This window comes from Streptomyces sp. MK37H (genome assembly GCF_018035285.1).
Lineage (GTDB): Bacteria > Actinomycetota > Actinomycetes > Streptomycetales > Streptomycetaceae > Streptomyces > Streptomyces endocoffeicus.
Window position 1 is genome coordinate 1 of sequence record NZ_JAAAYH010000098.1, and the last position, 24194, is coordinate 24194.

Below are 24194 nucleotides of genomic sequence, written 5' to 3' on the forward strand. Positions count from 1 at the left end.
AAGCGGCGGGAGTCCTGATGCGCTGAGCGTCCGGCGGCTAAACTGATGACGGACCGTCCGGCACGGGGGAAAGTGCCGCCCCATGTCCGACGTCTCGGGGTGCACGAAAATAGCCGGCCGCCGCCTGCGTGGCGGCCGGAATCGCGACGGTCCCGGAGAGCGGCGCTCTCCGGCTGTTCGTATTGAGATCTTGGACGTCGGCAGGACCTCAGCTGACCACCGTACGAGGTGGTCGGGCTGAGCCTGCCGGGCCATCGGTTCGACCACCCCGATCGAAGGGTTGAGAACTGGTGGACTGGGACACCGTCACCCTGCTCGTCCTCGCGGCCTTCGGCCTCGCCGGACTGATACTGACCCTGTCAGCGGAGCTCCTGTCCAAGCTCCCGGCCGTCATCGAGGCATGGCGCAGGGTCCGCGCCACGTGGCGTGGAGGCGACGATGGTTAGGCGGCCCGGGCCGAGTCGAGCGAGGCGGCCCCGGACGCCGCCAAGGCGGGCCAGTTCGATCACATTGGCGAGCCCGGACGGTGATCTACGAGCGACTCAGACAAGTCCTCGCGCGCGAGATGAGCCGGTGCGCTTGGGCTCCGTAGGCGGCGGTCTCACTCAGCCGCTCCCAGACGCGCTTGTACAGGGCGACATCGTCTGCCGATTCAAGATGCAGCTCAGTGTTGATCGTCTCGACGATCACGCGCTCGTCGTCGAAGATCCAGAAACCGTGCTTGGGCGTGAGCTTGAGAGGTGCACCGAGGGGGATGACGCCGAATGAGACGCTGCTCATCCCGATGAGGCCGACGAGTCGGTCAAGCTGTGCCGCCATCACGTCGTGGGGGCAGATCACGGCGTGCAATACGCCCTCCCAGATGAGGATGTCAAAGCGCTTGCCCGACTCATGGAGAACCTCCTGACGCTTGACCCGCGCTCGTACCGCTTCATCGGTGTCCCGCGGCGTCCGCATCAGCTCGGCGTTCTGCAGCAACAGGCATCGTGCGTACTCCGGAATCTGGAACAAGCCCGGGATAACGGTGGCCTCATAGCCCTGAACGGTCGAAGTCTGGCGGTACTCAACGACGTATTTCTCTTGTACGCCGCGATGGCCCGAAGCGAGCTGGCGCCGCCACGATCGCTGCTGCGATTCGAGGCCGCGGAGGCGTGCCTTCAGGTCCTCGGCTTGAGACCGAGCACCGACCGCATCGGCCCATGCCTCAAGGTCTATGACGGTAGCGGTCTGTTTGCCGTTCTCGAGCCTTGAGACCTTCGAACGTTGCCAGCCGAGTCGGGCCGCCAGCTCCTTGCCATTGAGGCCGGCCTCGGTGCGCAGCTCACGCAGCCGCGCACCGAGGGCGATACGGCCGGCCTGAAAGTCAGTGCTCACACGGACGACGGTACCTGTGCCTCGAACTCCCTCGTGGGCACGGCGTGGTGCCATGCCGCGTCACGGACCTGGCACGCGCGAACCACTGATTCGGCGTCCTCCAGGACGTGCACGCCCAGGGTCGTTCCCTCCCCGTCGATGACGAACTTGACGACGGTGCGGGAATCGAACAGCCAGAAGTCATAGTCCGGCAGGCCGATACGCTCCGCATCCGACCGGTAGAGGTTCCGGATGTCTTCTCCGGCCTCGACGTTGCCCAGCCCGGAGGCGAGCAGGAACCGTTGCCCCTCTGTGGGAGGCTGATCCACCAGGCGCACTCGCTCGAAGCGCTTGCCCAGCATGGTCTGTTCGCGGACGTTGAGATGCCAGGGGCTGTCCGGGTTGTAGCCGAAGGTCTCCCCCCGCTGGAAGCGTGGCCAGTTGGGGCTGGTGAGGTCGGACGCGTAGCCCCGCTGTGTCTCCAGCCGCCACGCGGTGTGCTCGAAGTCCTCGAAGAGGTATGAGACGTCTTCGAAGGGAATGAGGTCGGGCACGCCTTCTACTCCTTGGGGGCGTAGCGAGTAAGCAGCTCACGTGGGACGACGACGAATGCCTCGGACTCCTTGACGTCTCGGAGCTGGGCAAGGTGCTTGGGGTCGGTGAGCAGGTCGCCCTGGATGACAAGATCGCCGGTTTCTTCGATCTCGTACAGCGTTGGACAGTTGCCGTTCTCGGACGTCGTGCCGAGGAACCTTAACGTCATGACGTTCCCCCTCCTGTGAGAAGTCGCTTAGGTCATCAGGATGTCCGGAATAACGTCGCGGAGTTGAGCGATTGCGCGGGATTGCGGGGCTCATTCACCCGCGCGTGTTGCTCTGCGCTCCTTCGAACAATCCCGTTGGGTAGCTATGAGTGCGCTCCGTAGTGTCTCCGTCACCACTCGCACGGAGAAGTTGGCAGCCATGAGAATCACCGATGAGGCAATCGACGCCATGCGTTCCGAGCGTCACCGAGCGGCCGGAGAAGACGCGAGAACGATCGCTGAACTACTCCGACAGGCACTGGGTCGTCTCGGCTTCACCCCGGACGTAGCCGCGCCCCACGGCGAAAAGGACGACGGCCTGTTCTGGCCGGTCCTGCGGGGGGAGGTGACGGTCTCGGGCTACCCCATGGTCGCCCTCGGCCGTATCCCGCTCGACAGCGCGAACCGGCTCGCGGAAATCCTCATGCGCGCCGCTCTGGAGGAGCAGACCAAGAAGGCCACCACTCGGTGAGCCGTCTCTTAAGACCCCCGTCCCGGCTGGACCGGAGCCCTGGCAGGTCGAGCCCAGCGCGGAACGGGTGCATGTGCACGACGGCGCGAGGAGAGTCCCCGCGTCGACAGCACCGAAGGGAATCATCTCGATGCGCTTACGCGGATTCAAGGCCGTCGTCCGACAGGACCCAGAGGACGACGGGCCGACCGAGGGCGATCAGCAGGGTGGATGTGGCGACGGTGACGGCTGCGGCCGGCAGTAAGTACGTGATCTAGATGGGCGGCTCCCACCGCGCGTGGGGGCCGCCCTCACCGAGAGAGCGAGCGCATGCACCATCACGGCTACACCTGGCTCGGGTCCGCACACGAGTTACTCAAAGACGGACCCCGGCGCCCCCTGCACCCGGAGTTCAGATCCAGCAAGGTCGTTCCCCTGGAATGTGCCCACTGGCTGCTTAAACCGGCCTCCTTCGTCCAGGGGACCTGGAGCGATGCGGATCAGGCGGCCGAATGGTTCGGTCGGCAAACGCGGTCCCACGCCGCATCGTTCGCGTCCGAGCACGACCGTGACAGTGTCCGGCTCGTCGTCGCGGTCGGCCGCGCGGCCGAAAGGGTGGCGAGTGGTGAGGATGTGGTCGGCGGCTGGTATCTCACGGGGCGGAGATTCCTGTCCGTGTGTCTGGTCGCGTGCAGTCCGCACCGCATGCGCCCGGAGATTGCCTGTCCTGCCGATGCTCCCGCCTGACTCCGGGTCATCGTCTGAGTTGTCCGGTTGTGTACTGTCCGTGCCTCAACGGGCCTCGTAGGCTCGCGGGTTGGCTGTCCGCCCGTTTCAGGAGGTGTCGTGCGCGACCAGAAGATGTACTGCTACACCTGTGGAACAGATGAGATACACCGTCGGCTCACTGCCAGCGAGAAGGCTTGGCTCAAGAACCGGACGGGGCGGAAGACGGTCGAGGAGTTCTTCATGTGCAAGGCGCCCGACTGTCGCAATCTGCGGACCGGTTTCCAGAAGCGTCCCTTCGACCCCGTCATCCGCCTGCCCTTGCCTGACTGACCCTGCATGAGGCGGCGGCGCCGTGCGGCAGATGGGTTAGCCGCGCGGCGCCGTCGTGGTGCTCGTCCCTCCGCGTCCGTGGTGGTTGAACGCGGGACGAACATTGGATGAGAGGTGGGCCACATCGGCCACATGTGCGTTCTTGGAGCGTACATTCGCCCCCCTGAAGCCATTGCATGCACGGGGGGCAACCATGAAGTGGCTGGAGCAGTTGATGGCGCCCGAGAATCTGCTGGCGCTGTTCGGCGTCGTGGTGACGGTCGGAGGGCTGTCGTATGAGCGGCTGATTCCCGGGCGGAAGCGTATCGGTTATCGCGTGCAGATGGACACGTTGATAGACGACAGCACCCAGGACGGGCCGATTCATCAGCGGTTGCGGATGCTGGAGAATACCCCGGATCTGGCCGGGGCCTCGCTCGTCCTGTTGCGGATCGAGAATGACGGGTTTCGGAGCATTGACGCCGATGACTACATCACGGCGCCCGCGACGAATCACCGCGGGCTCACCGCGACCTTTCCCAACCGCACCGTGCGGGATGTGGCGGTCACCGAGCCCAGTCATCCGGATCTGCTGCGGCATCTGCCGCAGCGCGGGACTCCGGAGAATCCCGGGCTGGTCTGTGCGGGCAATGAGATCTCGCTGCCCCGGGTGCCGCTGAACAAGGGGGATCACTTCAAGCTGCTGGTGCTGCTGACGGGGGCCGGAACCGACAAGCCGCCGCATGTGGGCGGGCGGATCAAAGAGGGCAGGATCCGCAACAATGAGAAATTCCGGCGGCCCAGCAATCGCATGCTCGGGCTGATTGGCAGTCTGTTGGCCATGCTGATGCTCCAGTCGTTCGGTATGCAGCTGTGGCGGGACGATCCGCTGCCGCGCGGCTGCGCCGAGGGGAATCTGACGATCGTCGGCTCGACCGCGTTCAAGCCGGTGGCGCAGGACGCGGGCGAGGCGTATCAGGGCGACTGCCGGGATGCCCATGTCACCGTCGAGGCGCAGGGCAGTGGGCGCGGTACGAAGACGCTGATCGACGTCGGCGAGGCGGCGAAGGGCGGATTCCCGTCGTATCTCGCCTTCTCCGACGGCCCGGAGGGGGATGGGGACCCCAAGCTCAAGGAGCATCTGGTGGCGCTGTCCGTGTTCAGCGTGGTGGTGAACAAGGACGTACGGATATCCGATCTCTCGCTCGACGATCTCCGCAGACTCTATTCGGGCCGGATCACCAATTGGAACCAGCTGCCCGGCGGGCCCGATCTGCCGGTGCGGCTGGTGAGCCGGGACGCGAAATCCGGGACCCGCGGGGTGTTCGAGAGCCGGGTGCTGGGGCGTAATGAGATCTCGCGGACGTCCGACAACTGCCGGACCCCGAAATTCACCGGAGACACCGTCGTCCGCTGTGAACTCGACAGCACCGGCGAGGTGTTGAAGACGGTGGCGAACACCCCCGGCGCGATCGGCTACGCCGAATTGCATTCCGCCGAGGAGAGTGCCAGGAAGGGGGGTCTCCATCTGGTGGCCCTCGATCACCGCAAGCCCTCCATCGACGCGGTGCGCGAGCGGACCTACTCCTTCTGGGAGCCGGAGTACGCGTACACCTACACCGCGCCGCCCCCGAACTCCCTGACCTCGAAGTTCCTCGACTATCTGGCCGGGGACACCGGGCGGAACCTCATCGAGACCCACGGCCATCTGCCCTGCGCCGCCGCGGAGAACCAGCGGGCGTGCCAGCTGGCGACCGGCGGACGGTAGACGGCGATAGAGGGAGGTGCGACCGGTCGGCCGGGCGGTTACCGAAGCCCGGCCGACCGGCGAGGGTCACTTCACGTTCACGCCGCCCCAGGCGTTGTCGACCGCCTTGTACTCGGCGCTGCTCGCGCCGTACAGCGCCTTCGCGGCCTTGAGGGTCGCGGTGCGGGCCTTGGCGTAGTTGGTGGTCGAGGTCATGTACGTGGTCAGGGCCTTGTACCAGATCTTCTCGGCCTTGGCGCGGCCGATGCCCTTGACGGTGCGGCCGTCCTTGGTCGGGCTGTTGTAGGTCACCCCGCCGATGACCTTGCGGCCGCTGCCCTCGGACAGCAGATAGAAGAAGTGGTTGGCGATACCGGAGGTGAAGTGCGGGTCGTCGTTGCCCACACCGCTCTTCCAGTAGTCGTAGGACAGACCGTCCTTGCTGGGCTTGTCCATGTAGCGCAGCGGAGTGCCGTCGCCATTGATGTCGATCTTCTCGCCGATGAGGTAGTCACCGGGGTCCTTGGCGTTCTTGGCGTACCACTCCACGGCGGTGCCGAAGATGTCGGAGGTGGCCTCGTTGAGCCCGCCGGACTCGCCGCTGTACTCGAGGTTGGCGGTGGCCGAGGTGAGCCCGTGGCTCATCTCGTGGCCGGCGACGTCGAGAGAGGTGAGGGGCTTCTTGTTGCCCGCGCCGTCGCCGTAGGTCATGCAGAAGCAGTCGTCGTCCCAGAAGGCGTTCTCGTATGCGTCGCCGAAGTGGACGCGGGAGTACGCGGCCTTGCCGTTGCCCTTGATGCCGTTCCGGCCGAGGACCTTCTTGTAGTAGTCCCAGGTCATCGCGGCGCCGTAGTGGGCGTCCACGGCGGCGGTCTGGGCGATGGTGGGCTTGCCGTTGCCCCAGACGTTGTCGGCGTCGTAGAACGCCGAGCCCTTCTGGGTGTCGTCCCACGAGTGCTTGAGGTTGTACGTCTTGTGGCCGCCGCGCGCGGTGTCCTTCAGCAGCCACTGGCTGCCGCTCTTGACCGAGCCGACGGTGACCTTGCCGTTGTGCTGGCCGGTGCCGGTGCCGTTCTCGACGGCCTGGAACTCGTAGAGCTTCTTGCCGGAGTCGGCGTCGGTGATGACGTGCAGCTTGCTGGGCGTACCGTCCTTCTGTACCCCGCTGACGACCGTCTCGTACGCGAGCGCGGGCTTGCCGGTGGCGGCCCAGATCACCTTGCGCGCGTTCTCGGCGTCGGCCTTCTTGTCGCCCGCGGCCTGCGCGGCGCTCAGCGCGGACCGCTCGGCGCCGGAGGGGGCGATGGCGGCGCTGGTGTCGTCGACCTTGATGTCGGCGTTGGTCGCCTTGTCGACACCCTGGGAGGCGCCGCTCGCGGACTCATGGACGATCAGATCGCCGCCGAGGACCGGCAGTCCGGCGTAGGTGCGCTCGTAGCGGGTGTGGGTGGTGCCGTCGGCGTCCTTGATGACGTCCCTGACGACCAGCTTCTCCTTGGCGCCGAGCCCCAGCGACTTCGCGGTGGAGACGGCGGTGGAGCCCGCCTCCCGCAGCAGCTCGGCGCGGATCGAGGGGGAGAGCGAGACGGTGGCGGCGCCCGAGCGGGTGGCCGAGGAGGTGGCCGCGTTCGCGGATCCGGCGGTGGCGCCGGCGGCGAGCAGGGAGGCGGCCAGGGTCGCCGCTCCGGCGGCGAGGGCGGTACGCGAGCGTCTTAGACGGGATATGCCGGATATGGCTGACGTCGAACGTGAATCCACGCGTATCTCCAGTTGTCATGGGGAGTTGGGCGAAGCTTCCGCCCAACGCGACAAAGATGTCGCTTTGCCGTGGATAAAACATACCGGTGCCCAGGACCTCAGGCCCCGGGCACCGGCGGAGTGTCGTGCGGTAACTCAGGTGGTTTTACTTGACGTTGACCCCGGCCCAGGCGGCGTCCACGCCCTTGGCCTCGGCGCTGTCGGCGCCGAAGAGGTCCGTGGCGGCCTTCTGCGTGGCCTCACGGGCGGCGTGGTAGTCGGTGTTGGAGGTCATGTACGTGGTCAGGGCCTTGTACCAGATCTTCTCGGCCTTGTCCCGCCCTATGCCCTCGACCTTGGAGCCGTCGGAGGTGGGGCTGTCGTACTTCACACCGTTGATCTCCTTCGCGCCGCTGCCCTCGGACAGCAGGTAGAAGAAGTGGTTGGCGACACCGGAGGAGTAGTGCACATCCAGGTCGCCGACACCGTCGGACCAGGCATCCGCGGACTGGCCGTCCTTGCTGGGCTTGTCCATGTAGCGCAGCGGGCTGCCGTCGCCGTTGATGTCGATCTTCTCGCCGATGAGGTAGTCACCGACGTCGGTGGAGTTCTTGGCGTTGAACTCCACGGCGGTGCCGAAGATGTCGGAGGTGGCCTCGTTGAGGCCGCCCGACTCGCCGCTGTACTCCAGGTTCGCGGTCTTGGAGGTGACGCCGTGGCTCATCTCGTGGGCCGCCACATCGATCGCGGTCAGCGGGGCCTTGTTGTCCTGGCCGTCGCCGTAGGTCATGCAGAAGCAGCTGTCGTCCCAGAAGGCGTTGACGTAGCTGTCGCCGTAGTGCACGCGGGAGTAGGCGCCCTTGCCGTCCCCCGCGATGCCGTCGCGACCGTGCACGTTCTTGTAGTAGTCCCAAGTGACGGCGGCGCCGTAGTGGGCGTCGACGGCGGCGGTCTGGGGGTCGTCCGGCTTGCCGGTGCCCCAGTTGTCGTCGTCGTCGGTGAACGCCTTGCCCTCGCCGTCCTCCTTGTTCTCCAGGTTGGTGGTCTTGTGGCCGCCGCGGTCGGCGTCGGTCAGGGTGTAACCGCTGCCTTCCTTGCTGGTGCCGAGCTCGACCGAGCCGCTGTACTCGCTGGCGCCCTTGCCGTTCTCGATGCCCTGGTACTCGTAGAGCTTCTTGCCGGTGGCGGCGTCGGTGATGACGTGGAGCTGGTTCGGGGTGCCGTCCTTCTGCACCCCGCCGACGACGGTCTCGAAGGCGAGCACGGGCTTGCCGGTGGCCGCCCAGATCACCTTGCGCGGGGCCTGGTCGGCCGCCGCCTTGGCGGTGTCGTCGGCCTTGGCCAGCTTGACGGCCGACTTCGCCGCGGCGCTCGGGGCGATCCCGGCCGTGGTGGAGGCGACCTTGACGGTGGCCTTGGTGGCCTTGGTGACGCTTCGGACGTCACCGCCCTTGGCGCGGTGGACGATCAGGTCGCCACCGAGGACGGGCAGGCCGTCGTAGGTGCGGTCGTAGCGGGTGTGGGTGGTGCCGTCGGCGTCCTTGATGACGTCCTTGACGACCAGCTTCTCCTTGGCGCCGAGGCCGAGCGACGAGGCGGTGTCCGCCTTGGTCGCGTTGGCCTCGCGGAGCAGCTCGGCACGGGCCGAGGCGGTGAGCGCCGCGGGCTGGGCGCCGGACTTGGCGTCGGCCGGGGCGGCCCCTGCGGTTCCGGCGCTCAGTCCGGAGGCGAGCAGGGCCGCCGCGGCGACCGCGGTACCGGCCGCGATGGCCGAACGCCGCTTGCCGGCACCGGATATGGGCATGCTGAAGGTCTTGCGCACGCGATCTCCTCGTTGCTGTGGGGGGTCAGCGCCGGGCTGCGGGGAAGTGCGGCCCGGTGCTGAACAAGAGGTACTGATGCGTAATGCGTTGGGCAGACTGTCACACAAGTCCGGGACATGTCACGGGTTTCACGACAGGTCGTAGGGAAAATGTTCGTTGAATGCTGATCAACCTTCGGATTCCGGACAAGCGGACGTAAGAGTCAGGGATCAAAAGAGGCGCCGCCAGGGGGAGTCGGGTCGACCCCTGGCGGCGCCTGTCCTGAGTGAGCCTCACGGCTCCGTCAGAAGGTCAGCTTCCAGCTGTTGATGTAGCCGGTGTCCTGGGCGTACATGTCCTGGACCCGCAGCTTCCAGGTGCCGACCGCGGTCTCGGAGGACGCGTCCACGGTGTACGTGGTCCGCACATCGTCCGCCGAGTCGAAGAGGCTGGCATCCTTCAGCCGGTAGGCCGTACCGTCCGGGGCCACCAGGTCGATCACCAGGTCGCCGCGGTAGGTGTGCACGATGTCCACGCCCACCTGGAGGTTGCTGGGCGCGTTGCCCGCCCGGCTCACCGAGATCGGCGAGGTGATCGGCTCACCCGCGTCCGGGATGGCGATGTCCGCGGTGTTCTCGAAGACATTGCCGCCGCTCGTGTTGACCGTCCAGGCGAAGGACGCCGTACCGGTCTTGCCGGCCGAGTCGGTCACCGTGACGGTCACCGCGCTCGACCCGACCGCGGTCGGGGTGCCGGAGATCAGACCGCTGGAGGAGTCGATGGCCAGGCCCGCGGGGAGCCCGGTGGCCGCGTAGCTCAGCGCGCCCGGGTTGGAGCTGGTCGCGGTGATCTGGAGGCTGGTGGCCTGGTCGACGATGCTGGTCTGGTCGCCGGGCGGGGTGACGGTGACGCCGTCCGCGATCCGGGTGCCGACGTTGACCCCGGCCCAGGCGTTCGCCACCGCGTTGTACTGCGCGCTGCCCTGGCCGAACAGCTCGCCCGCCGCCCACAGCGTGGCGTCGCGGGCACCCGCGTAGTTGGTGTTGGAGGTCATCCGCTGGCTCAGCGCCTTGAACCAGATCTTCTCCGCGTTGTCCCGCCCGATGCCGGTGACCGGGAGGTTGTCGTACGTCGGGCTGTTGTAGCTCACGCCGTTGATGACCTTGGCGCCGCTGCCCTCGGAGAGCAGGTAGAAGAAGTGGTTGGCGATGCCGGACGAGTAGTGGACGTCCACATTGCCGACACCGGAGTACCAGCTGTCCTTGGAGGCCCCGTCCTTGCTGGGCTTGTCCATGTAGCGCAGCGGGGTGCCGTTGCCGTTGATGTCGATCTTCTCGCCGACGAGGTAGTCGCCGGGGTCGCTCGCGTTGTTGGCGTAGAACTCGACGGCGGCGGCGAAGATATCGGAGGTGCCCTCGTTGAGCCCGCCGGACTCACCGCTGTAGGTGAGGTTGGCGGTGGCCGCGGTGACACCGTGGCTCATCTCGTGGGCGGCGACATCGATGGAGGTCAGCGGCTTGGCGTTGCCCGAGCCATCGCCGTAGGTCATGCAGAAGCAGGCGTCCTGCCAGAAGGCGTTCACGTAACCGCTGCTGTAGTGGACCCGGGAGTACGCGCCGACGCCGTCGCCCCGGATGCCGGTGCGGCCGTGGACGTTCTTGTAGTAGTCCCAGGTCTCGGCGGCGCCGTAGTGCGCGTCCACCCCGGCGGTCGCGGCGTCGGAGGTGGTGCCGCTGCCCCAGACGTCGTCGGTGTCGGTGAAGAGCGTGCCGGTGCCCGAGGTGGAGCGGTTGAGGTTGTACGTCTTGTGGTTGCCGCGCCCTGAGTCGGTGAGGTTGTACGAGCCCGCGCTGCCCGAGGTGCCGAGGGTCACCTGGCCGCTGTACTGGCTGTTCCCGGTGCCCTTCTTGACGCCCTGGAACTCGAACAGCTTCTTGCCGGTGGCCGCGTCGGTGATGACGTGCAACTCGTTCGGGGTGCCGTCCTCCTGGAGGCCGCCGACGACCGTCTCGTACGCGAGGGCCGGGGTGCCCTTCGCGGCCCAGATCACCTTGCGGGGTGCCCGGTCGGCCGCGGTCTTCCGTGAACCCTGCGCGTTCGCCGCCTTCACGGCGGCCTTCTCGGCGGTGGCGGGCGCGACGGCGGCGCTGGTGGTCGGGACGGTCAGCCGGGCCTTGGTGGCCTTGGCGACGGTCAGCGGCGCGCCGCTCTTCGCCCGGTCGACGACCAAGTCGCCGCCGAGGACGGGGAGTCCGGCGTAGGTGCGCTCGTAGCGGGTGTGCGTCGTGCCGTCGGCGTCCTTGATGACGTCCTTGACGACCAGCTTCTCCTTGGCCCCGAGCTTGAGGTCCTGGGCGGCCTCGCCCTTGGCGGCATCGGCCTCGCGGATCAGCTCGGCGCGCTGGGCGGGGGACAGCTTGACGGGGAGTGCGCCGCGGTCGGGGGTGCCGGAGATCGTGCGGGCGGCGGGGCGGTCGGCCACGTTCGCGGAGTTCGCGGCGTTCGCGGAGTCGTCCGGGCGGGCGGCGGCGGTGCCGCTCTGGAAGCCGACGCCGATCATCGCCGCCGCGACGACCAGCGCACCGGTCGCGATGGCCCGGTTGCCCGGGGTGCGACCGGATCCGCGGCTACTGGGTCTGAGGTGCCGTTGGGGGAGGGATCTCACGCTGACTCCTTCTGCGCTGGCCGCGCGGTGGCACGGCCGGGACGACCGGGCGGCTGGGTCGCCGTCCGGGCAGGGCAGGGCAGAACGCGTGCTGGTGTGGAGGGTTTGGGTGGCTGTGGCTTCGGGCGCGGCTACGGGCTGGGGGAAGCGCTGCGCCTCGGCCGAGGGAAGAGTGCCACCAATGGACTCGACCTGTCAGGATCGCGACAAAAACTTGTCCGGAAAGCGTCCGTTGACAGGTGTGCCGTGTTCATATGACGGTGATTTACGGTCAATTTCGGTAAGGGGCGATGTTGGTGGCGTTTCCCGGCATCGCCTGCCATGTCCCGCCCCCGGTCATGTCCCCCAGAACCCGGTGAACCCGATCCCCGCCGTCAGCGCGCGGCGGAGTCGAAGCGCGGCTCCTCGCGCAGCAGGGCGCTCAGATCGGCGCCGGGGCGCAGCTCCGCCGGGTCTTCGCCGCGGCGGAAGAGGATCGCCCCGGCGTCGATGCCGCCCAGGGTCAGCCGGTCCGCGTCCCGGCGGAGCCAGGTGCCCTCGCGCAGGCCGAGCACGGGGACGTCGTTCTCCTCAAGGAACTGCTCGAGCCGCTGGGCCCGGGTCTCGCCCATATGGGCGGTGTCCGGCTTGGCGTCGAGGTAGTGCGGGTTGATCTGGAACGGCAGCAGGCCCAGCGCCTCGAAGCTGGGCGGCTGGACGATGGGCATGTCGTTGGTGGTGCGCAGGGTCGGGCAGGCCATGTTGGTGCCCGCGCTGGAGCCCATGTAGAGCGCGCCCGCGGCCACCCGCTCCCGGATCGCCCGGACCAGATCGCGCTCGTGCAACGCCTTGAGCAGCCGGAAGCTGTTGCCGCCGCCGACGAACACCGCCTGCGCCCCGCGTACCAGCCCGGCCGGGTCGTCGGCGGTGTGCGCACCGGTGACCTCCACGCCCAGCGGCTCCAGGGCCGTGGCCACCTGGGCGGTGTAGCCGTCGTGGTCGGCCAGCGCGTACGGCACGAAGACGAGCCGGCGCGCGCCGTTCAGCGCCGAGGCGATCTCCTCCCGCGCGTGTTCCAGATAGCCACGGCCGGGCGCGGCGGAGTTCGACAGCAGCAGCAACTGCATGAGGGGGCCTTTCCGAGACGGGTCACAAGGGAGGTGGCGGGACGCCGGGCGGCTCAGCGCCGACACCGGGCGGTTCAGCGCCGACACCGGGCGGTTCAGCGCCGACACCGGGCGGCTCAGCGCCGACACCGCGCCGTTCAGCGCCGCTCGCGGTGCGGGGCGCGCCGTGGCCGGGCGGGCGTCAGCGCCCGGCCGAGATCGGCGGCGCCCTGCAGCAGCGGTGCCACCAGCTGCTCCCGGCGCGGGCGCAGCACCTCGGGGGTGGCGGCCAGGGTCAGGGTGCCCACCGGACGTCTGCCCACCAGAACCGGCGCCGCGAGCGCCGCGGTGTCCGGATCGTACTCGCCCTCGGAGTAGGCGTAGCCCTCGCGCCGCACCTCGGAGAAGCGCTCCTCGAGCCGCACCGGGTCGGTCAGGGTGTGCTCGCCGAAGCGCGCCATCGGGCGGCCGTACAGCAGCACGGCCCGGTCACCGGGCGGGAGCATACCGAAGTAGGCGCGGGAGGTGGCCCCGGCGTGGGCCGGGTACAGCTCGCCCGCCAGCACGTAGTAGCGCAGCGGTCCGGTGGCCCCGTCGACCGCCGCGACGCAGCGCATATGCACCCCGTCCGGGACCGCGAACAGCGCGTTCACCCCGACCGCCCCGGCCAGCGACTCCAGGGTGGGCCGGGCCAGGCTGGCCATGCCGCCGCCCCGCTCCCACACCCAGGACAGATGCCACACGGCCGGGCCCAGCCGGTAGCGGCGTGAGCGCTTGTCGGAGACCAGGAAGCCCCGGTAGGCCAGCGCGGCCAGCAGCCGCTGGGCCACCGACTTGTCCAGCCCGAACTCCTCGGCGATCTCGGTGACGCCCCACTCCGGGCGCTCCCGGTCGAAGGACAGCAGCACATTCAGCACGCGGTCGGCGGTCTGGAGGGGTGGGGCGCCGGTTACGGGCGTCTGTTCGGCCATGACGAAAGGGTAAACATTCTCGGATATAGAGAAAACATTGCGCACTGCGCGACAGCGGGCGGACCCTGGCCACGCCGGTGCCCGGTGGCAGTGCCCGCCCCGCGCACCGCTTCCCCGCTCATGTCCGGTCGGGCCATCGCCGTCACCGACCGCATCACCTCGACGGACCGCTTCACCCCGACCGCTTCACCCGCCGTGAGAGGCCAGCCGTGCTCAAACACGTCCTTGACATCATCGAACTCCTCGACCGTCCGCAGACCAGCGGCGCCCTCCTCGCCGACCATCTGCGCGCGGTCCAGGCCGCAGCCGGAGCCGACCCCCAGACGGCGCCCGCGATCGAGGTACGCACCGTCGAGGGCGACAAGGGCAGCACGGACTTCGTCTCCGTCACCATCCCCGGCCGCCGCGGCAAGCTGGCCGGCGGCACCGCCCCGACCCTGGGCATCCTCGGCCGGCTCGGCGGAGTCGGCGCCCGCCCGGAGCGGATCGGGCTGGTCTCGGACGCCGACGGGGCGGTCGCGGCGCTGTCCGCCGCGGCCAAGCTGCTGGACATGCACGCCCGGGGCGACGTCCTGGACGGCGATGTCACGCTCTCCACCCATGTCTCCGGCTGGGCCCCCACCCAGCCGCACGACCCCGTGCCCTTCATGGACTCCCCGGTGGACACCCTGGTGTGCAACCGCGAGGAGATCTCGCCCGCGATGGACGCGGTCGTCTCCATCGACACCACCAAGGGCAACCGGCTGCTCAACCACCGCGGCGTCGCCCTGTCGCCCACGGTCTGCCAGGGCTGGATCCTGCGGGTCAGCGAGGATCTGGTGTCCGTCCTGGAGAGCGTGACCGGCGAGTCGGCGCGCATCCTGCCGATCACCACCCAGGACATCACCCCGTACGGCAACGGAGTGCACCACCTCAACTCCATCCTCCAGCCCGCCGTGGCCACCACCGCCCCCGTCGTCGGCCTCGCGATCACGGCGCACACGGCGGTGGCCGGATGCGCCACCGGCGCCAGCCACGAGACCGACATCGCCGTCGCGGCCCGGTTCGCCGTCGAGACCGCCAAGGAGTTCGGCCGCGGCGTCGCCCGCTTCCTGGACGCCGAGGAGTTCGCGCGCCTGGTCGAGCTGTACGGACCCATGACCCACCTCCAGGCCCTCACCCCGCCGGGGTGACCGACCCGTCCGGGGTGACCGACCCGTCCCCGCCCCGGACCCGCAGGAGTCCCCATGAACCCGAACCCCCAGGCCACCGCCGCGGCCGCGGACGCCCCACCGCGGTCGCACCCCAGAGCCTTCGAACCGGTCACCCTCGTCCTGACCATCGTGCTGTCGGTCCTCGGCGCGCTGATCGGCATCGTGCTGATCACCACGCTCGGGGTGTCGCCCAATACGGCGGTGATCGGCGCCCTGGTGGCGATGCTCGTCGGGCGCATCCCGGTGGGCGTACTGACCCGGATGCGCTCAAAGCACCGGCAGAACCTGGTGCAGTCGGCGATCTCCGGCTCCACCTTCGCCGCGGCCAACTCCCTGCTCACCCCGATCGCGGTGCCCTTCGCCCTCGGACGTAACGACCTGGTGTGGCCCATGCTCGGCGGGGCCGTCATCGGCCTGGCGGTCGACAGCTGGGTGCTGTACCGGGTGTTCGACTCCAAGCTGCTGCCCGCCACCGGCTCCTGGCCGGCCGGTATCGCGGCGGCCGAGACGATCAAGGCCGGGGACACCGGCGGGCGCAAGGCCGCGATCCTGGGCGCGGGCGCCGTGGTCGGCTTCGTCGGCGCGCTGTTCAAGCTGCCGACCAGCGCCGCGGGTGTGGGCTTCCTGGGCAACATCTGGGCGCTCGCCATGTTCGGCATCGGGCTGACCGTGGGGCAGTACGCCCCCGACTACGGCTTCGACCTGGGCGGGAACTATGTGCCGCACGGGCTGATGATCGGCGCCGGGCTGGTCGCCCTGACCCAGGCGCTGCTGCTGATGCGGACGCGGAAGGGCGGGGGCGATGGGGCTGACCAGGCGGAGAGCGCCGACGGCGGCCCGGACGCCGACGGCGCCGACGGCGGCCGTACGGTCCAGGCCCCCCAGCTGCGGCGGGGACTGCTGGAGGGCATGGGCCTCTTCCTCTGCGGCGCGGTCGTGGTCGCGATCGCGGGCGGGGTGGTCGGCGGGCTCTCCCTGCCCGCCCTGGTCGGCTGGGTGCTGCTGGCCGGTGTCGCCGCCCTCGTCCACCAGCTGATCGTGGGGCTGGCGGCGATGCACTCCGGCTGGTTCCCGGCCTTCGCCGTCACCCTGATCTTCCTGATCATCGGTCTGGTGCTGCACATCCCGACCGTCCCGCTCGCCCTGCTGGTCGGCTACACGGCCTCCACCGGCCCCGCCTTCGCCGACCTCGGCTACGACTTCAAGGCGGGCTGGCTGCTGCGCCGGGACGCCGCGCCCTGGCGGCCCTTCGAGATCGAGGGGCGGCGTCAGCAGTACCTCGCCCAACTCGTCGGCTTCGGTGTGGCGCTGGTGGTCGTCGCCGTCGCCTGGAAGGCCTTCTTCTCCGACGGCAAGGTGCCGCCGGTCGCCGAGGTCTACGTCACGACCATCAAGACCGGCCTCGAGCCCGGCACCATGACCACCATGCTGCTGTGGGCGATCCCCGGCGCGCTGGTCCAGCTCATCGGCGGGCCCTCCCGGCAGATGGGCGTCCTGCTGGCCACCGGCCTTCTGGTGGCCACGCCCCAGGCCGGATGGATGGTCCTGGGCGCCCTGGTGGTCCGTCAGCTCTACACCATGTGGCGGCGGCGTGGGATCGCCGACGCGAGGGCGCGCAAGGAGTCCGACGAGCAGGCCGAGAACGACCTGTCGCTGGTGGGCGCGGGACTCGTCGCCGGAAGCTCCCTCAACGACGTCGGCCAGCTCACCAAGGCCCTGTGAGGAAGGACATGCACGCTGTGGACACCACGGAGGCTGTGGACACCACGGAGACCGTGGACCGCGACCACCCGGCGGGCGGCCCGGCCCTCGGCCTCGTCACCATCGGCCAGGCCCCGCGCGCCGACCTCCGCCCGGACGCCGAACCGCTGCTGCCCGGGGTGCGCCTGGTCGAGCACGGCGCGCTCGACGCCGACCGGTTCGACGGCGACGCCGAGGCCGCGACCCGCCAATCGCTGGCCCCAGAGCACGGCGAGGCTCCGCTGGTCTCCCGGCTGCGCGACGGCCGTTCGGTGCTGCTCGGGCACGGGGCGATCGTCCCGCGCATCGCGGACGCGGTCGCCCGCGCGGAGCGGGACGGCGCCGCCGCGACGCTGCTGCTGTGCACCGGCCGCTTCCCGGCGGTACGGGCCCGGCGGCCGCTGCTGTTCGCCGAACCGCTGGTGCAGCAGGCCGTGGCGGCGGCCGTGGGCACCGACCCCGTGGGCATCGTCTGCCCGCATCCGGACCAGGCGGAGGATGTCTCCCGGCGCTGGGCGGAGCTGCTGCCCGGCCGGGTGGAGGCCGCGGCCGCCGATCCGTACGGCCCCGCCGAGCGCGTCCTGGAGGACGTGGCCGCCGCCGCGCGCGGCCTCGCCGAGCGCGGCAGCTCCTGGCTCGTCCTGGACTGCATCGGCTACACCGAGCGGATGCGCACCGCCGCCCTGCGGGCCGCGGACCGCCCCGTCCTGCTGGCCCGCGCCATCGCCGTCCGGATGGCGGCGGAGGTGGTGGCGGCCTCGGCGTGAGGGATGCGTGGCGTCTGCCGCATTCCCCGCGCGCGGCGTCTGTCGCGTTGTCCACGCGTGCCTTCGGGGTGATGGGTGTGTGGCGTCTGTCGCGTTGTCCACGCGTGCCTTCGGGGTGACGGGCGCGCGGCGTCTGCCGCGTTCTCCACTCGTGCCCTCGGCGTGACGGGCGCGCGGCGCCTCCGCGTACTCCACTCGCGCCCTCGGCGTGACCGGTGCGCGGCGCCTCCGCGCGCCCTCCGTCCGAACCCTTCGTCCGAGCCGATGTGCCTCACCCACCGGAGGTCCACCATGTCCGTGCCCCCGTCCGAAGCCCCGGCCCGGCCCATCGGGGTGATCCGGGTCCTCACCAGCGAGGACCCCGCCGCCGTCGCCACCCATGGCACGGCCATCGAGGAGCGCTACGGTCTGCCGACCGTCTCGCGGTGCATCCCCGACCAGCCGTACGGCATCCATGACGACGAGTCCGAGGCCCGCGCCGAACCCAAGATCGTCGCCCTCGCCCGGGAGTTGGCCGATGCCGGGGCGCAGGCGCTGATCATCAGCTGTGCCGCCGATCCGGCGCTCCAGGAGACGCGTCGGGCCGTCGGCGTCCCCGTCATCGGCGCGGGGTCGGCGGCCGCCGCCGTGGCCCTGGGCCTCGGCCGCCGGGTCGGGGTGCTGGGTATCCGGGACGAGGCACCGCCCGCCGTACGCGCCCTGCTCGGCGACCGCTTCACCGCCTCCGCCCGCCCCCACGGCGTCCACCGCACCACCGACCTGCTCGCCCCGGAGGGGCCCGCGGCGGTGCTGGAGGCCGCGGCCGGGCTCGTCGCCTCGGGCGCGGACACGCTGCTCCTCGCCTGTACGGGCCTGAACACCATCGGCATCCGGCCCCTGCTGGAGCGGCGGCTGGGCGTCCCGGTCGTGGACCCGGTGCTCGCCGCCGGGCTGATGGCCTCGTACGCGTACGGGGCCTGAGCGGCCGGCAAAGGATCGCCGGGCCGCACCCGGCGCCTCACACCAAGCTGTCCCGCCACGCCTGGTGCAGTGCCGCGAACCGGCCCTCGCCCGCGATCAGCCGGTCCGGCGGGCCGTCCTCGACGATCCGGCCGTCGGCCATGACCAGCACCCGGTCGGCCGTCTCGACCGTCGACAGCCGGTGGGCGATGACGACCGCCGTACGGCCGCGCAGCACCGTGTCCATGGCGCGCTGCACCGCCCGCTCGCCCGGGATGTCGAGGGAGGAGGTGGCCTCGTCGAGGATGAGGACGGACGGGTCGGCGAGCAACGCGCGGGCGAACGCCACCAGTTGGCGCTGACCGGCGGAGATCCGGCCGCCGCGCTTGCGCACATCCGTGTCGTAGCCGTCCGGCAGCGCGGCGATGAAATCATGCGCGCCGATCGCCTTGGCCGCCTGCTCGATCTCGGCACGGGTGGCGTCGGGGCGGCCGATGGTGATGTTGTCGGCGACCGTGCCGGAGAACAGGAACGCCTCCTGCGTCACCATGACCACACCGCGCCGCAGTTCGGGCATGGCCAGGTCGCGCAGATCCACCCCGTCGAGCAGCACCCGGCCGTCGCTGGGGTCGTAGAAGCGGGCCAGCAGCTTGGCCAGGGTGGACTTGCCCGCGCCGGTGGCCCCCACCACCGCGACCGTCTGCCCGGCGGGCAGCGTGAGGTCGAAGCGGGGCAGCACCTCGCCGCCGGTGCGATAGGCGAAGCGCACCCCGTCGAAGACCACCTCCCGGCCGGGGGCCTTCGTCGGGCGCGGCGGCAGCGGCGTGGGGTCGGCGGGCTCGGGCACGGAGGGGCGCTGGGCCAGCAGGCCCGCGATCTTCTCCAGTGAGGCGGCCGCCGACTGGTAGGAGTTGAGGAACATCCCCAGCCGGTCGATCGGGTCGTACAGCCTGCGCAGATACAGCGCGGCCGCCGCGAGCACCCCGAGCGCGAGCGAACCGGAGGCCACCCGGTAGGCGCCCCAGAGCACGATGGCGGCCACCGCCGCGTTGGCCACCAGCCGGGAGCTGACCACATAGCGGGCCATCTCCAGGATCGCGTCCCCGTTGGCGCGCTCATGGCGGTGGTTCTGCTCGCCGAAGCGCGCGTCGTTGGCGCGTTCGCGGCGGAACGCCTGCACGGGGCGGATGCCGTTCATGGTCTCGGTGAACGTCACGATCACCGCCGCGATGGCCGTCGACCGCTTGCGGTACACCCGCATGGAGCGGCGCTGGAAGGAGCGGATCAGCAGATACAGCGGCCAGAAGGAGAGCACGGCCGCCCCGCCGAGACCCCAGTCCAGATACAGCAGCGTGATGGAGATATAGACCACCGAGAGCGCGACCCCGAGCAGTTCCTCCAGGCCCTCGATGAGCAGCTCGCGCAGCGACTCGACGTCCGTCGTGGCGCGGGAGATCAGCCGGCCGGAGGTGTAGCGCTCATGGAAGTCCACGCTCAGCGCCTGGGCATGACGGAAGATCCGGCCGCGCAGATCCAGCAGTACGTCCTGGCTGATCCGGGCGGAGGCGCGGATGAACGCGTACTGCAGTGCCCCGGAGGCGAGCGCACAGCCCAGATAGCCCGCGCCGACGGCGATCAGCGGGCCGTGGCCGCCGTCCCGGAAGGCGGGCACGGCGCGGTCGATGGCGTACGCCACGAGCAGCGGACCCGCCTGGACGGCGGCCTGCTGGAGCAGCAGCAGAACGGTCGCCAGCCACACCCGCCGCCGGCGCGGGGAGAGCAGCGAGCGCAGCAGGGCCAGCGACGCGCCCTTGGGGACGGGCAGCACATCGCGGTCGAACGAGTCGTCGGACGATGCCGCCCGGCCCCCGTCCGCGCCCTTGTCGTCCCAGTCGTCCGTGCTCTCCCGCTCCTCCTCGACCGTGGTCATGGGCTTCTCTCCCCCTCCTCGGCTTCCTGCCCGGACATCAGCGAGCGGTACTCCGCGCTCTCCCGCAGCAGCCGGTGATGGGTGCCGACGGCGGCGATCCGGCCCCCCGACAGCAGCGCGACCCGGTCGGCGAGCAGCACGGTGGACGGCCGGTGGGCGACGACCAGCGCGGTCGTGGACGCCAGCACCCGCCGCAGCGCCGCCTCCACCAGCGCTTCGGTGTGCACATCGAGGGCGGACAGCGGGTCGTCGAGCACCAGGAACCGGGGGCCGCCCACGACGGCCCGCGCCAGCGCGAGCCGCTGCCGCTGACCGCCGGACAGGCTCAGCCCCTGCTCGCCGACCTCGGTGTCGGTGCCCTCCGGCAGGGCGTGCACGAAGTCGGCCTGCGCCACCTTCAGGGCCCGCAGCAGCTCCTCCCGCCCCGCGTCGGCGGCGCCCATGAGGACGTTCTCCCCGGCGGTGGCGGAGAACAGCGTGGGCTCCTCGAACGCGACGGCGACCAGGGCGCGCAGCTCGTCCCGGGTGAGTGCGGTGATGTCCCGGCCGTCGAGGGTGATCCGGCCGCGCGTGACCTCGTGGAGCCGGGGGACGAGGGCGGTAAGGGTGGTCTTCCCGGAGCCGGTCGCCCCGACCAGCGCCATGGTCTCGCCGGGCCGGATATGGAGATCGACCCCACGCAGCACGGGCGGCTCGTCCGGCGGCGCGTCCGCGTAGGCGAACTCCACCCCCTCGAACCGCAGCCCGCCCTCGCCCTCTCGCTCTTGGCCGCGCTCCCGCGAAGGCGCGGCCCGAAGCCGGTCGGCGGCCGTGGCCGGTTCCGCGTCCATGACGTCGAAATAGCGGTCGGTGGCCGTGGCCGGTTCCGCGTCCATGACGTCGAAATAGCGGTCGGTGGCCGTGGCCGCGTCCTGGCTCATGGCGAGGAGGAAGCCCAGGGACTCCACCGGCCAGCGCAGCGTCAGGGCGGTGGAGAGGAAGGCGACCAGCGTGCCCGCCGACAGATCCCCGTCGGCCACTCGCACCGTGCCCAGCACCAGCGCCGCGCCGATCGCCAGCTCCGGCAGGGTCATGATCAGCGCCCAGAGCGTGGCCAGCAGCCGCGCCTTGTGCAGTTCGGTGGAGCGGACCTGCTCGGACAGCGTGCGGAAGGCGCGGGCCTGGCTGCGGTGGCGGCCGAAGCCCTTGACGATCCGGACGCCCAGCACGCCCTCCTCCACGACCGTCGTCAGATCGCCGGTCTGGTCCTGCACGGTGCGGGCCACCGCCGAGTACCGCGTCTCGAACAGCGAGCAAAGGATCACCAGGGGCACCGCCGGGATCACCAGGACCAGGCCCAGCGTCCACTCCTGGGACAGCAGAATGGCGAACCCGGCCAGGATGGTGACCCCGTTGACCACCAGGAAGGTGAGCGGGAAGGCCAGGAACATCCGCAGCAGCATCAGATCGGTCGTGGCCCGCGACAGCAGCTGGCCGGAGGCCCAGCGGTCGTGGAAGGAGACCGGTAGCCGCTGCAGATGGCCGTAGAGATCGGCGCGCATCGCGGCCTCGACGGACGCCAGCGGCCGCCCCACCAGCCAGCGCCGCAGCCCGAACAGCCCGGCCTCGGCCGTGCCGAGGGCGAGCAGCAGCGCACCGCCCAGCCACACCCCGCCCGGGTCCCGGTGGGCCACCGGCCCGTCCACCATCCACTTGAGGACCAGCGGGATGACCAGCCCCATACAGGAGGCGACGACCGCCACCCCGGCCGCGCCGAACAGCCGCGCCCGCACCGGGCGCACATATGGCCACAGCCGCAGGAGCGAACGCGTGGCGGAGCGGTGCCGCGGGGCGGCACCGCCTTCCTGGGCGCGGGGTTCACTCGTCACAGCCATCAGTGGGGAGACTACGGTCCGCCACTGACAGTGCTCACTCGGTTTTTTGGCGTAGGTCCACGGAGGTAAGGGCGCGCAGCAGCAGGACCGAGCGTTCCGGAAGCTCGATGGGCGCGCCCGCCGCGAAAAGTGTGCCCGGGGGCGCGTCCTGCTCCTCGCGGGCGGTGTCCAGCAGGAGCTCGTACCCCCGGGCCCAGGGCCGCCCGGGCAGGGTGAAGGAGACCGGCCGCGGGCCCGCGTGCAGCAGCGCGAGGAAGCTGTCGTCGGTGACCGGGGCGCCGTGCGGATCGCGCTGGGGCAGTTCGCGGCCCGACAGATAGGCCCCGAGGGCGGTCGTCGGCGCGTACCAGTCGGATTCGGTCATCTCGGTGCCGTGCGGGGTGAACCACGCCAGGTCGCGCAGCCCCTCCGGGGGGCGGGCCACACCGGAGAAGAAGGCCGGGCGGCGCAGCACCGGATGGGCCCGGCGCAGCCGTATCAGCCGGGCGGTGAGCTCGGTAAGGGCGCGCCAGCCCGGGTCCTCCAGCAGCGACCAGTCCAGCCAGCCGGTCTCGTTGTCCTGGCAGTACGCGTTGTTGTTGCCGCCCTGGGTGCGGCCCAGCTCATCGCCCGCGACCAGCATCGGCACCCCGGTGGACAGCAGCAGGGTGGCCAGCAGATTGCGCAGCTGGCGGCGGCGCAGCGCGCGTATGCCGGGGTCGTCCGTCTCGCCCTCGGCGCCGCAGTTCCAGGCGCGGTTGTCGGGGGAGCCGTCGCGATTGCCCTCCCCGTTGGCCTCGTTGTGCTTGCGCTCGTACGAGACCAGGTCGCGCAGGGTGAGACCGTCGTGCGCGGTGATGAAGTTGACCGAGGCGTACGGGCGGCGGCCACCGCGCTCGTACAGATCGCTGGAGCCGGAGAGCCGGTAGCCCAGATCGCGGGCGTCGGGCAGCGCCCCGCGCCAGAAGTCCCTTACCGCGTCGCGGTAGCGGTCGTTCCACTCCGCCCACAGCGGCGGGAAGGCGCCCACCTGATATCCGCCGGAGCCCACGTCCCACGGCTCCGCGATCAGCTTGACCCGGCGCAGCACGGGATCCTGCGCGATCACGGCGAGGAAGGGGGAGAGCATGTCCACGCCGTGCGCGGCGCGGGCGAGCGCGCTGGCCAGATCGAAGCGGAAGCCGTCCACGCCCATCTCGGTGACCCAGTAGCGCAGCGAGTCGGTGATCAGACGCAGCACCTGGGGCTGGAGGACGTTGAGGGTGTTGCCGCAGCCGGTGAAGTCGGCGTAGCGGCGGGGGTCCTGCTGCAGCCGGTAGTAGCCGCGGTTGTCCACACCGCGCAGCGAGAGGGTGGGGCCCAGCTCATTGGCCTCGGCGGTGTGGTTGTAGACCACGTCGAGGATCACCTCGATCCCGGCGGCGTGCAGGGCCCGCACCATCCGCCGGAACTCCCCGACCTGCCCGCCCCGGGTGCCGCCGGCCGCGTATCCGGCGTGCGGCGCGAAGTAGCCGATGGAGTTGTAGCCCCAGTAGTTGCGCAAGCCCCGGCGCAGCAGATGGTCCTCGTGGGCGAACTGATGCACCGGCAGCAACTCCACCGCCGTGACCCCGAGCCGGGTCAGATGCTCGATCGCCGCTGGATGTGCCAGCCCCGCGTAGGTGCCGCGCAGCTCGGGCGGCACCCCGGGGTGGCGCATGGTGAAGCCGCGCACATGGAGTTCGTAGATCACCGATTCGGCCCAGGGCGTCTTTGGCCGCCGGTCCTCGGTCCACTCGTCGGGCGCGCCGTCCGCCGTGTCGTCGCCGATGACCACGCCCTTGGGGACGTACGGGGCGGAGTCGCGATCGTCCCGTACGGTGTCCGCCACATGCTGCTGCGGCCAGTCCCGCACATGTCCGTAGACCTCCGCGGGCAGCGCGAAGTCCCCGTCCACGGCGCGGGCGTACGGATCCAGCAGCAGCTTCGCCGGATTCCAGCGGGCGCCGGTCCAGGGGTCCCAGCGGCCGTGCACGCGGTAGCCGTAGCGGCGGCCGGGCAGCACTCCGGGGACGAAGCCGTGCCAGACCTCATGGGTGAGCTCGGTGAGCGGGCAGCGGAGCTCGTGGCCGTCGTCGTCGA

General features: G+C 70.4%; 21 protein-coding genes. 9 read left to right on the forward strand and 12 right to left on the reverse strand.

The window, feature by feature from the left end; all coding sequences use genetic code 11:
• Nucleotides 1-290: 290 nt before the first annotated feature.
• Complete coding sequence (locus tag GWI24_RS16385) at nucleotides 291-446, forward strand: hypothetical protein (RefSeq protein ID WP_210946695.1); 156 nt, start codon at nucleotides 291-293, stop codon at nucleotides 444-446.
• Between the two features lie 85 nt (nucleotides 447-531).
• Here GWI24_RS16385 and GWI24_RS16390 read toward each other — a convergent pair whose 3' ends face one another.
• The 3 genes from GWI24_RS16390 to GWI24_RS16400 are packed head-to-tail and all read right to left on the reverse strand — an operon-like array spanning nucleotide 532 to nucleotide 2116.
• Nucleotides 532-1374 (reverse strand): helix-turn-helix transcriptional regulator, encoded by an 843-nt coding sequence (locus GWI24_RS16390; RefSeq protein ID WP_210946696.1) that lies wholly within the window; start codon nucleotides 1372-1374, stop codon nucleotides 532-534.
• Complete coding sequence (locus tag GWI24_RS16395) at nucleotides 1371-1907, reverse strand: DUF6879 family protein (protein ID WP_210946697.1); 537 nt, start codon at nucleotides 1905-1907, stop codon at nucleotides 1371-1373. The genes GWI24_RS16390 and GWI24_RS16395 overlap by 4 nt, the downstream gene beginning before the upstream one ends.
• Nucleotides 1908-1912: 5 nt before the next feature.
• Nucleotides 1913-2116: a hypothetical protein gene (locus GWI24_RS16400; RefSeq protein WP_210946698.1), complete on the reverse strand. Its 204-nt coding sequence runs from the start codon at nucleotides 2114-2116 to the stop codon at nucleotides 1913-1915.
• A 199-nt stretch (nucleotides 2117-2315) separates the two neighbouring features.
• Between GWI24_RS16400 and GWI24_RS16405 the strand changes: the two genes are divergently transcribed.
• Entirely contained in the window at nucleotides 2316-2627 is a 312-nt protein-coding gene (locus GWI24_RS16405; protein WP_210946699.1) for a hypothetical protein, read from the forward strand.
• Here the strand turns inward: GWI24_RS16405 and GWI24_RS46850 are convergent.
• On the reverse strand, nucleotides 2578-2700 hold the full coding sequence (locus GWI24_RS46850; protein WP_374103307.1) for a hypothetical protein: 123 nt from the start codon (nucleotides 2698-2700) through the stop codon (nucleotides 2578-2580). The two genes, GWI24_RS16405 and GWI24_RS46850, sit on opposite strands and share 50 nt — an antisense overlap.
• A gap of 236 nt (nucleotides 2701-2936) precedes the next feature.
• Here GWI24_RS46850 and GWI24_RS16415 point away from each other — a divergent pair, with 236 nt between their 5' ends.
• From GWI24_RS16415 to GWI24_RS16425, 3 genes are all read left to right on the forward strand, one after another.
• Nucleotides 2937-3353, forward strand: coding sequence for a hypothetical protein (locus GWI24_RS16415; RefSeq protein WP_210946701.1), 417 nt, complete (start codon nucleotides 2937-2939; stop codon nucleotides 3351-3353).
• Nucleotides 3354-3467: 114 nt separating this feature from the next.
• The gene (locus tag GWI24_RS16420; RefSeq protein WP_247616459.1) at nucleotides 3468-3665 is read left to right on the forward strand and encodes a hypothetical protein; all 198 of its coding nucleotides are present in this window, start codon (nucleotides 3468-3470) and stop codon (nucleotides 3663-3665) included.
• A gap of 193 nt (nucleotides 3666-3858) precedes the next feature.
• Nucleotides 3859-5412: a phosphate ABC transporter substrate-binding protein gene (locus GWI24_RS16425; RefSeq protein ID WP_210946703.1), complete on the forward strand. Its 1554-nt coding sequence runs from the start codon at nucleotides 3859-3861 to the stop codon at nucleotides 5410-5412.
• A gap of 66 nt (nucleotides 5413-5478) precedes the next feature.
• Here GWI24_RS16425 and GWI24_RS16430 read toward each other — a convergent pair whose 3' ends face one another.
• From GWI24_RS16430 to GWI24_RS16450, 5 genes are all read right to left on the reverse strand, one after another.
• Entirely contained in the window at nucleotides 5479-7149 is a 1671-nt protein-coding gene (locus GWI24_RS16430; RefSeq protein ID WP_210946704.1) for a M4 family metallopeptidase, read from the reverse strand.
• 145 nt (nucleotides 7150-7294) lie between these two features.
• Entirely contained in the window at nucleotides 7295-8950 is a 1656-nt protein-coding gene (locus GWI24_RS16435) for a M4 family metallopeptidase (RefSeq protein ID WP_374103306.1), read from the reverse strand.
• 284 nt (nucleotides 8951-9234) lie between these two features.
• Entirely contained in the window at nucleotides 9235-11490 is a 2256-nt protein-coding gene (locus tag GWI24_RS16440) for a M4 family metallopeptidase (protein WP_210946714.1), read from the reverse strand.
• 479 nt (nucleotides 11491-11969) lie between these two features.
• The gene (gene pepE / locus GWI24_RS16445) at nucleotides 11970-12701 is read right to left on the reverse strand and encodes a dipeptidase PepE (RefSeq protein ID WP_210946705.1); all 732 of its coding nucleotides are present in this window, start codon (nucleotides 12699-12701) and stop codon (nucleotides 11970-11972) included.
• 137 nt (nucleotides 12702-12838) lie between these two features.
• Nucleotides 12839-13651: an IclR family transcriptional regulator gene (locus GWI24_RS16450; RefSeq protein ID WP_210946706.1), complete on the reverse strand. Its 813-nt coding sequence runs from the start codon at nucleotides 13649-13651 to the stop codon at nucleotides 12839-12841.
• Between the two features lie 209 nt (nucleotides 13652-13860).
• On the opposite strand from GWI24_RS16450, the gene GWI24_RS16455 reads away from it, so the two are divergent.
• The 4 genes from GWI24_RS16455 to GWI24_RS16470 all read left to right on the forward strand — a co-directional run bounded on the left by GWI24_RS16455 (nucleotide 13861) and on the right by GWI24_RS16470 (nucleotide 18311).
• Nucleotides 13861-14823 (forward strand): DUF1177 domain-containing protein, encoded by a 963-nt coding sequence (locus GWI24_RS16455; RefSeq protein ID WP_210946707.1) that lies wholly within the window; start codon nucleotides 13861-13863, stop codon nucleotides 14821-14823.
• Between the two features lie 54 nt (nucleotides 14824-14877).
• Complete coding sequence (locus GWI24_RS16460) at nucleotides 14878-16566, forward strand: OPT family oligopeptide transporter (RefSeq protein WP_210946708.1); 1689 nt, start codon at nucleotides 14878-14880, stop codon at nucleotides 16564-16566.
• 8 nt (nucleotides 16567-16574) lie between these two features.
• Nucleotides 16575-17351 (forward strand): AroM family protein, encoded by a 777-nt coding sequence (locus tag GWI24_RS16465; RefSeq protein WP_247616457.1) that lies wholly within the window; start codon nucleotides 16575-16577, stop codon nucleotides 17349-17351.
• A 291-nt stretch (nucleotides 17352-17642) separates the two neighbouring features.
• Nucleotides 17643-18311: an aspartate/glutamate racemase family protein gene (locus GWI24_RS16470; RefSeq protein WP_210946709.1), complete on the forward strand. Its 669-nt coding sequence runs from the start codon at nucleotides 17643-17645 to the stop codon at nucleotides 18309-18311.
• 37 nt (nucleotides 18312-18348) lie between these two features.
• Here GWI24_RS16470 and GWI24_RS16475 read toward each other — a convergent pair whose 3' ends face one another.
• From GWI24_RS16475 to glgX, 3 genes are all read right to left on the reverse strand, one after another.
• A complete protein-coding gene (locus GWI24_RS16475) occupies nucleotides 18349-20220 on the reverse strand; it encodes an ABC transporter ATP-binding protein (protein ID WP_210946710.1) in 1872 nt (623 codons plus the stop codon).
• A complete protein-coding gene (locus GWI24_RS16480; protein WP_210946711.1) occupies nucleotides 20217-22094 on the reverse strand; it encodes an ABC transporter ATP-binding protein in 1878 nt (625 codons plus the stop codon). Before GWI24_RS16480 ends, GWI24_RS16475 begins: the two co-directional genes overlap by 4 nt.
• Before the next feature lie 34 nt (nucleotides 22095-22128).
• The coding region (gene glgX / locus GWI24_RS16485; RefSeq protein WP_210946712.1) for a glycogen debranching protein GlgX at nucleotides 22129-24194 on the reverse strand (2066 nt) is incomplete at its 5' end.